Raw genomic sequence first — 13,769 nt, 5'->3', positions numbered from 1 at the left:
AGCAGCTTATTTGAAGTTAGCAGTCAGGCCCACCGTGAGGGTGCGGCTAGTGGGGTAGGTTTGGGCCTCAATACCCGAATCCAGGGGTCCGCCGGGCAGCTCGGGGGTAAAGCCAGTGTATTTGGTGGCCGTGAAGAGGTTTTGACCCGACAAGAACACGCGCAACGTGGCCAAATGCGCCTTTTCGAGGCTGCTCACGGGGAAGGTGTAGCCCAGGATAACGTTGGTGAGGCGCAGGTACGCGCCCGACTCCAGGAAGTACGTGGAGTTGGGCAGGCTGCTGGCCAGCGTGCTAGGGTTGGTAGTGGAGGGGTTGGCGGCCGTCCAGCGGCTGCTAGCAAAGCTGGCTTCCACGTTGTCGGTGCCGGCGTAGCGGTTCTGCTTTTTGGCGTTGTACACCTTGTTCTTAAGGTTGCCCGAAAACACGAACGACAAGTCGAAATTGTGCACGTTGATGCCGCCATTGATACCGAAATAAATCGGGGGCTGGTACGAGCCGTAGTAGCTGCGGTCGTTGAGGTCAATCACCCCGTCGCCGTTGGTGTCGGCATATTTCAAGTCGCCCACTTTGGGCGCGAAAGTCGACTTGGGCCCGCTGTTAATTTCGTCCTGCGTTTGGTACACGCCAATGGCGTTGAGCAGGTAGAAGCTACCGGCGGCCTGCCCGTTATCGGAGCGGGTTTGCAGGTTGCCGCCCGCAAATAGCGCCTGGCCGCCGTTGAGGTTGGCAATGCGGTTCTGGTTGAAGGTGGCGTTTACACCGAAGTTGTAGGTGAAATTATCAACGATAGTCGAGCGCCAGTTTAGCGCGGCCTCTACCCCCCGGTTGGTGATGTCGGCCGCGTTGGTAATGAGCTGGTTGTCGGGGTCGCCCAAAATGCCGGGGATGTTAATCGGAATCAGGGCGCTGCTGGTGCGCTTGTTATAGTAGGTAACCTCGCCGGTGAGGTGGTTATCCAGGAAACCAAATTCCAGGGCCGCGTCGTACTCGGTAGTAGTTTCCCAGTGCACCTGGCCGTCCTTAATCTGGCTGATAACGGCGCCGAGCACCGGCTGCCCGTTGATGACGTAGGGGATGTTAATATCGGCCGTCGTCACAAACGAGTTGGTCGGAATTTGGTCGTTGCCGAGGCGGCCAAAGCTGCCGCGCAGCTTCAGAAAGCTCAGGCCCCTCACGTCCTTCAAAAACTCTTCGTCCGACACGACCCAGCCCAGGCCCAGTGACGGGAACACGCCCTTGCGGCGGTCCGACGCAAACTTCGACGAGGCATCGTAGCGCAGGTTGGCCGTGAGCAGGTAGCGGCCGGCGTAGGAGTAGTTTATGCGGCCCAGCACCGAAAAGCGACGGTCTTTCGACGGCAGCATATTGGCGTCGGGGTTGTTGGGGTCGTAGGGGTTCACCACCGACGTGTTGGGGTCGCCGGTGTTTAGGTACCACTGGTTAGGGTCGGCCGATACGCTGCGGCGGTAGCCATAGAGCGGCGTATACTGGCCCTCCTCGGTGGTAGTACCGGCCAGCACGGTCAGGTCGTGGTTTTCGCCGAATACCTTGTGGAACGTGGCCGTGTTCTCCCACAAGTAGCGGTAGGAGTTCGACTGCATCACGCTCAGGTTGCTGGTGGTGTTGAACTGGTTGCCACCGGCGATTATGAAGGTGCTGGCGTCGTTGTTGAACTGGTAGTTGTAGATGGTGCGCGTGTTGGCATTCAAATCCACGTTGATGGCCGAGCGCAGCGTCAGCCACTCCACGGGGCGCACATCGACGCCAATGTTGCCTTGCAGGCGGTTTTCGCTCGACTGGTTGTAGTTCTTGCCAATGTCAACCAGGGGGTTACCTACGTTGCCGTAAGCGGCGGTATTTCCGAATAAATCGCCCTGACGCGCCGGAATAATGGGGGCGGCCCGGTACGCATCGAGGTAGGCCGAGCCGATATTCACGTCGCGCGTATTGGCGTGGCTGTAAGAAGCTTGCGAGCTAATGGTTACCTTATCCGACAACGAGAACGAAGTGTTCGAGCGCACCGTAAGGCGCGAAAAGCGGTTGTCAACGAGTAGGCCATCGTCTTGCAGCAAGTTGCCCGAGAAGTAGTAGCGCACGTTGTCGGTAGCCCCCGACACGGCCAGGTTGTGGTTCTGGAACGTGCCGCGCTTCAGAATTTCCTTGTACCAGTTTGTCGTGCCCGAAAAACCGGGGTAGGTCGGAAACGTGGTCGTGGGCGACGTGTCGGTGATGTAACTCTTGTACTGGTCGGCGTTGGCCATTTCTACCAGGTGCGCCGCTTCCTTAAAGCCGTAGGTGCCGCTGTAGCTGAGGGTGGGCTTGCCGACTGCGCCCTTTTTGGTGGTAACGATGATAACGCCGTTGGCGCCCCGTACGCCGTAGATGGCGGCCGCCGAAGCGTCTTTCAGCACGTCAATGGAGGCGATGTCGGCGTTGCTTAGGTTGCGAATATCAGTGGTTTGCACACCATCTACTACATAGAGTGGGTTGGCACCGGCCAGCAGCGTGCCCGTGCCCCGAATGCGCACCGTAGGCTGCGAGTTGGGCGTGCCGTCGCTGATAATCTGCACGCCGGCCAGCTTGCCTTGCAGGGCCTGGGTAGGCGTTTGCACCGGCTGGTTCACAATTTCGTCGCCCTCTATGCGCGCCACCGCGCCAGTAAGGTCGCGCCTTTTCTGGGTGCCGTAGCCCACTACTACCACCTCGTTGAGCTTGGTTGTAGAAGCCAGCGCCACGTTGACGGCCGTTTTGCCGGCCACCGGAATTTCCTGTTGCGCGTAGCCTACGTAGTTGAACGACAGCACCGCATCGGCGGGCGCGGCAATGGAGTAGCGGCCATCCACGCCCGTTTGGGCGTTAATCGAAGTACCCTTTACGAGCACGGTTACACCAATGAGGGCTTCCTGCGAAGCTGCATCCGTGACAACCCCGGTGATGGGCGCTTGCTGGGCAAATAACGCTGCGGGCAGCAGCGCCAAAGCCAGTAAGACCCAGGTTAAAAAGTGGAGGTTTTTCATAGCGTGAAAAATTGGGTGGGAAAAGTGAAAAAGCCGCCTGGATGCCTTGGCCAACTACCATTTTGGCCCGAACGGCCGCGAAAATACTTGAAAAAGTAATCGCAATCGATTGCGGAAGCCCTACTTTCGACTGCGTATTTGCCCTACCCCACCCTGCCAGGCTAGCCGCCGCTTGGCCAAAACCTTTGCCTGGCGACCTTTTTGCTAGGTATATATTTGAAAATCAAACAACTATTTAGCAACAAGCTTTTGGCAAAACCTATTTACAGTATATTAATAACATCATTCTTAGTAGCACCTATGTCTTAAGAAAGTTTATTTCTGTCTTTTTTACATCCTACCCCCCTCCCACCCATGAAGCTGCTTTTCCTGCTTTTGAGCGGATTATTTATCTCCGCCAATTTGGTGGCCCAGCCCAGCCGGAAGGCTCCGGCTAAACCGGCGGCAGCGGCCATCAAATTTGACCCGCGCCAGCGCCCCCGCAACCTCACCGACGAGCAGCTGCTAGACCAGGTGCAGCGCCAGACGTTCAAGTATTTTTGGGATTTTGGGCACCCCGTGTCGGGCATGGCGCGCGAGCGTAGCAACGTGGCCTACGACTACGGCAACGAGGTAGTGACGACCGGTGGCACGGGCTTCGGCATCATGGCCATTATTGTGGCGGCCGAGCATAAGTGGATAACCCGCGAGCAGGCGGCGGCGCGCATCAGCAAGATTGTCAACTTCTTGTGGAAGGCCGATATGTACCACGGCGCATTTCCGCACTGGCTCAACGGCGAAACCGGCCACACCATCCGCTTCGGCATCAAAGACGACGGGGCCGATATTGTGGAAACGTCTTTTCTGTATGAGGGGCTGCTGTGCGCCCGCCAATACTTCACCAAGGACACGCCCGACGAAACCAACGTGCGCAACCGCATCCTCTGGATGTGGGAGGGGGTAGAGTGGAACTGGTTTACGCAGGGCCAAAATGTGCTGTACTGGCACTGGAGCCCCAACAACGGCTGGAGCATGAACCACCAGATTCACGGCTGGAACGAGTGCCTCATTACTTACGTGCTGGCCGCGTCGTCGCCGCGCTACGCCATCGACAAAGCGGTGTATGACCAGGGCTGGGCCACCGGGCCCGAGTACAAAAACGGCAAAACTTACTACGGCACTACCCTACCCCTCGGCCCCGAGCTGGGCGGGCCGCTGTTCTTCACGCACTACTCGTTTATGGGCCTCGACCCACACGGCCTCAAAGACCAGTACGCCGACTATTGGGAGCAAAATAAAAGCCACACCCTCGTCAACCACGCCTACTGCCTGGCCAACCCCAAGCAGCAAAAAGGCTACGGCCCCAATTGCTGGGGCCTCACGGCTTCCGATAGTTGGCAGGGCTACGCGGCCCACTCGCCCACCGAAGACCTGGGCGTGATTTCGCCCACGGCGGCACTCGCCGCCTACCCCTACGCGCCGGCCGAATCAATGCTGGCCATGAAGCACTTCTACAACGACTTGGGCGATAAAATATGGGGCGAATACGGCTTTGTGGATGGCTTCAGCGAGCAGCATGACTGGTACGCCAAGTCGTACCTGGCCATCGACCAGGGGCCGATAGTGGTGATGATGGAAAACCAGCGCTCGGGCCTGCTCTGGAAGCTATTTATGGGCGCGCCCGAGGTGCAGCGTGGGCTCAAAAAGCTGGGTTTTCAAAGCCCGTATTTAAAATAGCCTGCCTGGCCGCTCGCCACTTTCTATGCGCCATTTTTTTCTGCTTGCGTGGTTGCTGCCCAGTTTAGCGCTCGCCCAGCTGGCGGCCCCTACCCCCTCCCGCCCCACTTACTGCAACCCCCTAAACCTGGACTACGGCTACACGCCCTTCCCAGAGTTTTCGACGGGTGGGCGGCACCGCGCCACTGCCGACCCGGTTATTACCTTATTTAAAGGCACGTATTACCTGTTTTCGACTAACCAAAAGGGGTACTGGTGGAGCCCCGATTTAGCGACTTGGCACTTCATCAGCCGCTCGTTTTTAAAACCCGAAAACAAGGTGCTCGACGACTTGTGCGCGCCCGCGGTGCGGGCCGTGGGCGACACGCTGCTCGTCATTGGCTCGAGCCACGAGGCTAACTTTGCGCTCTGGCGCAGCACCGACCCCAAGGCCAATAAGTGGGAAAAAGCCGTGGACCCGTTTCCCGTTGCGGCCTGGGACCCCGACTTGTTTTTAGACAACGATGGCAAGCTCTACCTCTACCACGGCAGCTCGAACGACCAGCCGCTCTACGGCGTGCAGCTCAGCCGCAAAACCTACCAGCCCATTGGCCAGCCTACCCCCTTGTTCAGGCTCAACGACGCGCAGTTTGGCTGGCAACGCTTCGGCGAATACCTGGATAACACCTTCCTGAACCCCTTCATGGAGGGCGCCTGGATGACCAAGCACGGCGGCAAATACTACCTCCAGTACGGCGCGCCAGGCACCGAATTCAGCGGCTACGCCGACGGGGTGCAAGTGGCCGACCGGCCACTGGGGCCCTTCGTGCCGCAGCCGCACAACCCGTTTGCCTGGAAGCCGGGTGGCTTTGCGCGGGGCGCGGGCCATGGCAATACGTTTCAGGATAAGTGGGGCAATTGGTGGCACGCTTCTACGATGGTTATCGCCGTGAAAAACAACTTCGAGCGCCGGCTCGGGCTGTGGCCGGCGGGCTTCGACGCGGCCGGCACGCTGTATACTAACACCGATTTTGGCGACTACCCCCACTACCTGCCCACGGGCCCGGCCAACCACCTCCAGAGCCAGTTTACGGGCTGGATGCTGCTGAACTACAACAAGCCGGTGCTGGCATCGAGCACGCTCGGCGGCCACGCGCCCAACCTGGCTGTTGATGAGAGCATTAAGACTTACTGGAGCGCCGCCACGGCCAACCCGGGCGAGTATTTTCAGAGCGACCTGGGTAGTGTGTGCACCGTGCGCGCTGTGCAAATCAACTACGCCGACCAAGACGTGAACCCGCAGTTTCTGGGGCGTCAGCCCGGCCTCTACCATCAATACCGGCTCTACCATTCGCTCGACGGCAAAACCTGGCAGCTGCTAGCGGATAAGAGCCAGAACAAAACCGACGTGCCGCACGACTATGTGGAACTAAAAGTGCCGCTGCGTACGCGTTATATCAAGCTCGAAAACCGGCACATGCCCACGGGCAAATTTGCCCTCAGCGGCCTGCGCGTGTTTGGGCAGGGTAGCGGCAGCCCGCCCCCAGTGGTGAAGGATTTTGTGGTGCTGCGCACGGCCACCGACAAGCGCAGCGCCTGGCTAAAATGGGCGCCGATGGATGCCGCTACGGGTTATAACATCCATATTGGGCTGGCACCCAACCAACTCTATAGCTGCGCGATGGTGCTCGGCGCCAACGACTACTACTTCAAAGGCATGGACAAAGACCGAACGTATTACTTTACTATTGAAGCCTTTAACGAGAATGGCTTGTCGGCCCGCACGCCAGTACAAAAGGTAGAATAGCCCTACCCCTACCTGGCAGCACCGAACCCAGCAACGGCAAAAAACGCTCGCACCTCTTTCTTTGTCCTTCTAATCTTCCCACCCATTTGGCACTTATGAACTACCGCGCCACCTTTCACCGAGCCGCCCTCCTGCTAACCCTGGGCTTCGCCAACTACCGCGCCCCGGCGCAAACGCCTACCCCCCCTCCTTCTGCCGACCCCAAGATGCAGCAATTTGTGGCTAACCTGCTGCAAAAGATGACGCTGGAGGAAAAAATTGGCCAGCTTAATCTCGTGTCCGTAGGCTTCGACGTGACGGGGCCAGTGGTGAGTAAGGACGTGGATGCTAACATTAAAAAAGGCCTGGTGGGCGGCGTGCTGAACACCTACACGCCGGTGGCCGCCCGCAAGCTCCAAGCACTGGCCATCAAGGAGTCGCGGTTGCACATACCGCTTATTTTAGGGTATGACGTCATTCACGGGCACCGCACCATCTTCCCAATTCCGCTGGGTATGGCGGCTAGTTGGGACCTGGCGGCCATCGAGCGCGCGGCCCACATCGCGGGCCAGGAGGCCGCTGCCGACGGCGTAAACTGGGTGTATTCGCCGATGGTGGACATTGCCCGCGACCCGCGCTGGGGCCGCGTAGCCGAGGGCAACGGCGAAGACCCCTACCTGGGCTCGCTCATTGCTAAAGCCATGGTGCGCGGCTACCAAGGCCCTGCCAACGACATGACGCGGCCCGAAAACGTAATGGCCTGCCTTAAGCACTACGCCCTCTACGGCGCCGCCGAAGCCGGGCGCGACTACAACACCACCGACATGAGCCGCCAGCGCATGTACAACGAATACCTACCGCCCTACAAGGCCGCCGTGGAGGCGGGGATAGGTTCGGTGATGTCGTCGTTTAACGACGTAAACGGCATTCCGGCCACCGCCAACCACTGGCTGATGACCGACCTCTTGCGCAACCAATGGGGCTTTACAGGCTTCGTAGCCACCGACTACACGGCCATCAATGAACTGGAAGCCCACGGCATGGGCGACGAAAAAAAGGTGTCGGAGCTGGCCCTAAATGCGGGCATCGACATGGACATGGTGGGCGAAGTATTCCTTAAGCAGTTGGCTACCAACCTCAAGGAAGGAACCGTGACGCAGGCGGCCATCGACCAAGCCTGCCGCCGCGTGCTGGAAGCCAAGTACCGCCTGGGCCTTTTCGCTGACCCCTACCACGGCGTGAGCGAGAAGCGCGCCAAGCAGGTGATGATGCAGCCGGCCTTCATCGAAGCGGCCCGCGACGTGGCCCGCCGTAGCATGGTCTTGCTCAAGAACGAACAGCAAACCCTACCCCTCAAAAAGTCGGGCAGCATTGCCGTGGTTGGCCCGCTAGCCGACCGCGCCCGCGACATGATTGGCAACTGGAGCGGTGCCGGCGACGGCAAGCAAGCCGTTTCCATCCTGCAAGGCATCAAGAACGCAGCCGGCGCGGGCGTCAAAATCACCTACGCCCACGGCGTGAACGTGACCGACGACGACCAGATGATTAAGCGGCTCAACGCCCACGGCGGCGAGCTCAACCTCGATACCCGCTCGGCCGAAGCTCAGATTCAGGAAGCCGTGCAGGCCGCCCAGGCGGCTGATGTGGTGGTGGCGGTGGTAGGTGAAAGCCAGGGCATGACGGGCGAAGCCGCCAGCCGCGCCGACATTGGCCTGCCCGGCCGCCAGCTCGACTTACTCAAAGCCTTGAAAGCCACTGGTAAACCCCTGGTGCTGGTGCTGGTGAATGGCCGCCCGCTCACGCTGCCTTGGGAAAGCCAACATGCCAGCGCCATCCTGGAAAGCTGGTTTGGCGGCACGCAGGCCGGCAACGCGGTCGGCGATGTGCTGTTTGGCGCATACAACCCGGCCGGCAAGCTCACCATGACTTTTCCGCAGTCGGTAGGCCAGGTACCGATTTATTACAACCACAAAAGCACCGGCCGTCCCTACGTGGGCGAGTTGCTCGACAAGTACAAATCGCGCTACCTCGACGCGCCCAACGACCCGCTCTACCCCTTTGGTTTCGGTCTGAGCTACAGCACGTTCACATATGGCAAACCGGCCGTGAGCCAGGCGAGCCTGCGTCCCGGCCAGGGCCTCGACGTGACGGTAACCGTGCAGAACACCGGCCAATACGACGGCGAGGAAGTGGCCCAGCTGTACATCCGCGACTTGGTGGGCACTAGCACGCGTCCGGTAAAGGAGTTGAAAGGCTTCCAAAAAATCATGCTGAAGAAAGGCGAGAGCCGCGCCCTCACCTTCCACCTGTCAGCCGACGATTTGAAGTTCTACAACGACGACCTCAAGTTCGTGTCCGAGCCAGGCGAGTTTCAGGTATTTGTGGGCGGCAACTCGCGCGATGTGCAAATGGCTAGCTTTAGCTTGGCCGCGCAGTAGGGCGTTCATTTCGCCGCTAACTGCCCTCCCTTAACCTTAGGGGGTAGGGGCAGTTTAGGGCAACTTGCTAAATGGTCCTCCATTTTAATCTAAACAGGCCTTACGCAAGTAGGTGGAGTGGTCCTGCAAATTACCCACAGGGTTTCGTAGAATCACCCCAGCGCCTACTCGCGTAAGCGCTACAAAAAAGGCTGCCAGTGTGTACTGGCAGCCTTTTTTGTTAGGGATAATTTTGCTTCTTGCTAGCTAGTTAGCTACCGCTGGGGTAGGGCTTTTCACGTACTTATTCAGCCACGAGTCCATCTCCCATAGCATGTGAAGCAGATTTTCGCGGGCGGCGTAGCTGTGCGCTTCGGCGGGCAGCACTACGTAGCGCACGGTAGCGCCCTGGCCTTTGAGGGCGGCATAAAACCGCTCGCTTTGGATGGGGAAAGTACCGGAGTTATTATCCGCTTCGCCGTGAATAAGCAGGATGGGCGTCTTCACTTTATCGGCAAAGTTGAAGGGCGACATGGCGTCGTACACGCCTTTTGCCTGCCAGTAGGTACGCTCCTCGCCCTGAAAGCCGAAGGGCGTAAGGGTGCGGTTGTAGGCACCGCTACGGGCAATACCGGCCTTAAATAAGTTGGAGTGAGCCAGTAGATTAGCTGTCATAAAGGCGCCGTAGCTATGGCCCATCACGGCCACGCGGCTGGGGTCGACTACGCCCAAGCGCTGGCCTTCGTCGATGGCTGCTTTAGCGCTGTTTACTAGTTGCTCGGTGTAGGTGTCGTTGGGTTCGGCGGTGCCTTCGCCCACGATGGGTACGGTCGCGTTTTCGAGCACGGCGTAGCCCTGCGTGACCCAGTATACGGGCGAGGCCCAGCTGATGCGCGTGAAGGTGTAGGGTGAGCCGTTGACCTGGCCGGCATTGGCCTTGTCCTTAAACTCGACGGGATAGGCCTCCATAAGCGTGGGCAGCGGGCCGTCGGTCTTTTTATAATTCGGGGGTAGGTAGAGGTTGGCGGTGAGGGCTACCCCATCGGCGCGCTTGTAGTGCAGCACCTGCTTGCGGAAGCTGCCGCCAAACTTGGCGTAGGGGTTCGTGAAGTGCGTGAGGGCCAGCGGCTGGCCTTTCTTGCTGAGGTCGCGCAGGTAGTAGTTGGGGTTTTGGTCGATGGCTTCGCGGCGGGTCAGCAATTCTACCTGGCCTTTTTTGCCATCAAAAATAGCGGCCGGAATTTCGTAGTACGGCGCCTCCGAACGCCACAGGCGGCTGGTTTTTTTGGTCTTAAGGTTTAGCTCATCCACGAATGGGCGGTCGCCCTCGGGCGAAGCCCCCTCGCCCAGCAAATAGATGGACTGCCCGCCTTGGCCCAGCAGCAGCACCGGGCGGCCCTGCGCATTGCGGCGCGTGTAGGGCACGCCGGGGTTGTGGTAGGTATCCTGCGACGACCCATCGAAGAGCACCGTTAACGCCTGGCCGGGCACGGCGGGGTCGAGTTGCCAAGTGGTTTCGTGGCGGTCGGCCCAGCGGTAGCCATCCACCAGCGCCAGGTGGTCGGTGCCCCAAGTGAGGCCCGCGTAGCGTAGCGGCAGCGCCGCCAGTTCCTGCGCGGGGCCGCTAAAGGGTGCGGGCAGCAAGAATACTTTATCACGTACGGCGGCCTTCACTTTGGGGTCGCCCCCATCTTGGGCCTCCGCGTAGTAGAGGGTAGCGGGGGCATCGGTGCGCCAGCCGTGGTCGCGCGGGCCAGTGGGCACGGCGTCGAAGTTGGTAGGTACGTTGTCAGCCAGCGGCAAGTCGGCCACGGTTTTGGCCACCGCACCAGTTGCTAGGTCGAGCACATCAATACGCTGCGGAAAACTGCTGATGGGCAGCGTATAAGAATACGGCCGATGCACCGCGCGCACCAGCACAAAGCGCCCATCGGGCGAAGGCGACACTGACCGCAGTACGCCCGGCTGCCCTAGCGGCTGGGCCGAGCCATCGGCCAGCTTCACTTTCACCAACTGCGAGGTGGCGTAATAATCAAAAATCCGCTCGTCGGCGGGGTTTTTCAGCAAATCCTGGTAGGTGCGTGCACCCGACTTTTTGCCGCCGCCCGTTTCCTGCACGGCCGGGCCAGTGGGGGTAGCGTCGGCGGCGGGGGCTGCGCCACGGCTGGCGGGCACGGTGCGCGCTAGCAGTCCTTGGCTATCGGCCAGCCACTCAAATGAGCTACCAAATACTTCATTTAGCGGCGTGGCCAGCAGGCGGCGCGCCGAGTTGGTAGCTACATCGGCCACCCACAGCTCAACCCGGCCCCCTACCCCCTCGGCCGCCGGCGTGGTGAGGGAAAAAGCCAAGTGTTGGTTGTCCGGCGACCAACTCAAACTGCTAATGCGGGCTTGGGCGGGTAGGCCCTGCACCGGCGTCTCGGCGCCGCTGGGCAGGCGTTTAAACTGCATGCCTACCGCGTAGCTCACGCGGCTGGGGCCGTTGGTGCGCGGGTTGAGACGCAGGCCGGCCAGGCGTAGCTCGGGCTGCGACAGCTCGGCGATAGTTGGGAAGTCCTGCACGGCTAGCACGGCCAAGTACTTGCCATCGCCTGAGAGGCTAACGCGGGGGGTAGGCGGGGCCAGCAGCAAGTCGCGGATAGCAGCGGGCGGCTGCTGGTACTGGGTTTCCTGGGCCATGGCGGGGACCGCCAGCAGCAGCAAGGCGGGTAGGAGTTTTTTCATGGTGAAGAAGTTAGCAAGGCACGAAAACAAAGAAACGTCCTGCTGAACAAAGTGAAGCACCTTGACCGCAGTCGCTCGGGGCAATGACCCCAAAGGCTAGCAGCAAGATGCTTCACTTCGTTCAGCGGGACGTTCAAGGTACGCCACGCTACTTTATATTTTCAGGACGCTTACATCCGCCCGAAGTTCAGGCCCAGAATCAGCACGATACCTAATACCATCAATATCAAGTAGGTTTCGACAGAGCCCGTTTGCACGTAGCGCAGCAATTGGCCGCCGGCTAGTGTAGCACGACCTACCCCATTGGCAATGGGGTCGATGACGCCATTTTCAACAAACTTGAACAAGCCGGTGGAGAGCGCCATTACGGGCTTTACAATGAGGTTGTCGTACAGCTCATCTATGTAATACTTGTTGTACACCAGGCTTTCGGGAGCCGAGCGTTGGGCTTCGTCTTCCACGGGGCGCTGGGCGCGGGCCACGTACTGCACGTAGGCCAGCACAATACCGATTACCGCCACTAGCACCGAGATGCCGATGAGCATCAGCTCGGTATTGTGGTCAGGCTCGGCGGTGAAAGCAGCGGGCAGAATTTCGCGCGAATACGTGAAAATTGGGGCCAGAAAATCGGCCAAGTAGTGCTTGCCCCCTAAGAACATGGGTGCGCCCATGAAGCCGCCCACAGCCGATAAAATAGCCAGTATAATCAGCGGCAGCGTCATGCTGATGGGCGATTCGTGCAGGTGGTGGCGCTGCTCCTCCGTACCGCGGAACTCGCCAAAGAACGTCAGAAACAGCAGGCGGAACATGTAGAATGCCGTCAGAAACGAGGTGAAGACGCCAATGGCCCACATTACCTTGCTGTGCTCGTACACGTGGCTCAGGATTTCATCTTTCGAGAAAAAGCCCGCAAACGGCGGAATACCCGAAATGGCCAAGCAGCCGATAAGCATCGTTAAGAACGTGATGGGCAACGCCTTGCGTAAGCCCCCCATGCGGCGCATATCCTGCTCGTTGCTCATGGCGTGAATCACGGAGCCGGCTCCGAGGAAGAGCAAGGCCTTAAAGAACGCGTGCGTCAGCACGTGGAAAAACGACGAAGTGTAGCCCATCACGCCCAAGGCCAGGAACATGTACCCTAGCTGCGACACCGTGGAGTACGCCAGCACTTTTTTGATGTCGTTCTGCGCCAGACCGATAGTGGCCGCGAACAGCGCCGTAGCTAGGCCAATAATGCCGACTACTTCGAGCGTATGCGGGGCTAGCGTGAAGAGCACATTGGCGCGCAGCACGAGGTAAATGCCAGCCGTTACCATGGTGGCGGCGTGGATAAGCGCCGACACGGGGGTAGGGCCCGCCATAGCGTCGGGCAGCCAAGTGTAGAGCGGCAGCTGCGCCGACTTGCCCATAGCGCCCACAAATAGCAGCAGCGTAATGGCCGTGCATACGCCTACGCCGTAGTTGCCAAACTGGCTGAGGTGCGCTTTCTGGAATACTTCGCCGTACTGTACCGAATTGAAAGTCAAGTATATCAGAAAAATACCAAGCAAGAAGCCCAGGTCACCCACGCGGTTAATGATGAATGCCTTCTTCGCAGCGTTGTTGTAGCTAGTGTGCTTATTCCAAAAGCCAATGAGCAGGTACGAGCACAGCCCTACCCCCTCCCAACCAATGAAGAGAATGACGAAGTTGGAACCCAGCACGAGAATCAACATACTGAACACGAACAAGTTAAGGAAGCTAAAGAACTTGCCCACGTTCTCGTCGTGGCTCATGTAGCCGATACTGTAGATGTGGATAAGGAAACCCACACCCGTAATCAGCAGCAGCATAAGCAGGCTCAGCTGGTCAATCTGGTAGCTGAAGGGGATTTGCAGCGAGCCGACCGTAATCCAGTCGAACAGTTCGACGGTGTACTGGTACTTGAAATTAACGAATAGAAATATCGACAGCAGAAACGAGCCCAGCACTGTGAGCGAGCCAATAGCGCCCGCTACCGTGCCCGATAAACGTTTGTTGAGCAAGCCGTTCAGCAGGAAGCCCAGAAAGGGCAGCCCCGGAATCAGGACGTAGAGCAGCGTGGAAAAAGGCGCCGTAGCACCAGGGAGAACAGTTTCTTGCATAAGATA

The 13,769-nt window shown here is 59.1% G+C and carries 6 protein-coding genes; 3 read left to right on the top strand and 3 right to left on the bottom strand.

Annotation, left to right across the window (positions count from 1 at the left end; translation table 11 throughout):
- Window positions 1–6: 6 nt before the first annotated feature.
- On the bottom strand, window positions 7–3,018 hold the full coding sequence (locus tag GO988_RS20070) for a SusC/RagA family TonB-linked outer membrane protein (protein WP_157568959.1): 3,012 nt from the start codon (window positions 3,016–3,018) through the stop codon (window positions 7–9).
- A 354-nt stretch (window positions 3,019–3,372) separates the two neighbouring features.
- Here GO988_RS20070 and GO988_RS20065 point away from each other — a divergent pair, with 354 nt between their 5' ends.
- The 3 genes from GO988_RS20065 to bglX all read left to right on the top strand — a co-directional run bounded on the left by GO988_RS20065 (window position 3,373) and on the right by bglX (window position 8,937).
- Window positions 3,373–4,734 (top strand): glucoamylase family protein, encoded by a 1,362-nt coding sequence (locus GO988_RS20065; protein WP_157568957.1) that lies wholly within the window; start codon window positions 3,373–3,375, stop codon window positions 4,732–4,734.
- A gap of 25 nt (window positions 4,735–4,759) precedes the next feature.
- Window positions 4,760–6,520 carry a family 43 glycosylhydrolase gene (locus GO988_RS20060; protein WP_157568955.1) on the top strand — a complete coding sequence of 587 codons (1,761 nt, stop codon included), beginning with the start codon at window positions 4,760–4,762 and terminating at the stop codon, window positions 6,518–6,520.
- Between the two features lie 95 nt (window positions 6,521–6,615).
- Window positions 6,616–8,937, top strand: coding sequence for a beta-glucosidase BglX (gene bglX, locus GO988_RS20055; RefSeq protein ID WP_157568953.1), 2,322 nt, complete (start codon window positions 6,616–6,618; stop codon window positions 8,935–8,937).
- 246 nt (window positions 8,938–9,183) lie between these two features.
- On the opposite strand, the gene GO988_RS20050 is transcribed toward bglX, so the two are convergent.
- Window positions 9,184–11,640: an alpha/beta hydrolase family protein gene (locus GO988_RS20050; protein WP_157568951.1), complete on the bottom strand. Its 2,457-nt coding sequence runs from the start codon at window positions 11,638–11,640 to the stop codon at window positions 9,184–9,186.
- 170 nt (window positions 11,641–11,810) lie between these two features.
- Entirely contained in the window at window positions 11,811–13,763 is a 1,953-nt protein-coding gene (gene nuoL, locus GO988_RS20045; protein ID WP_157568949.1) for an NADH-quinone oxidoreductase subunit L, read from the bottom strand.
- Window positions 13,764–13,769: the final 6 nt, after the last annotated feature.

Origin of the sequence: Hymenobacter ginkgonis (genome assembly GCF_009755225.1) — a bacterium.
In the GTDB taxonomy this organism is placed as follows: Bacteria; Bacteroidota; Bacteroidia; order Cytophagales; family Hymenobacteraceae; genus Hymenobacter; species Hymenobacter ginkgonis.
Note: the sequence above shows the minus strand (reverse complement) of the source record. Positions and strands in the feature narration are given on the sequence as shown.

Excerpts from the sequence above, each read along its gene's own strand:
- bglX (WP_157568953.1), top strand. The coding sequence starts at position 6,616 with ATGAACTACCGCGCCACCTTTCACCGAGCCGCCCTCCTGCTAACCCTG.
- nuoL (WP_157568949.1), bottom strand. The coding sequence starts at position 13,763 with ATGCAAGAAACTGTTCTCCCTGGTGCTACGGCGCCTTTTTCCACGCTG.
- GO988_RS20065 (WP_157568957.1), top strand. The coding sequence starts at position 3,373 with ATGAAGCTGCTTTTCCTGCTTTTGAGCGGATTATTTATCTCCGCCAAT.
- GO988_RS20060 (WP_157568955.1), top strand. The coding sequence starts at position 4,760 with ATGCGCCATTTTTTTCTGCTTGCGTGGTTGCTGCCCAGTTTAGCGCTC.
- GO988_RS20070 (WP_157568959.1), bottom strand. The coding sequence starts at position 3,018 with ATGAAAAACCTCCACTTTTTAACCTGGGTCTTACTGGCTTTGGCGCTG.
- GO988_RS20050 (WP_157568951.1), bottom strand. The coding sequence starts at position 11,640 with ATGAAAAAACTCCTACCCGCCTTGCTGCTGCTGGCGGTCCCCGCCATG.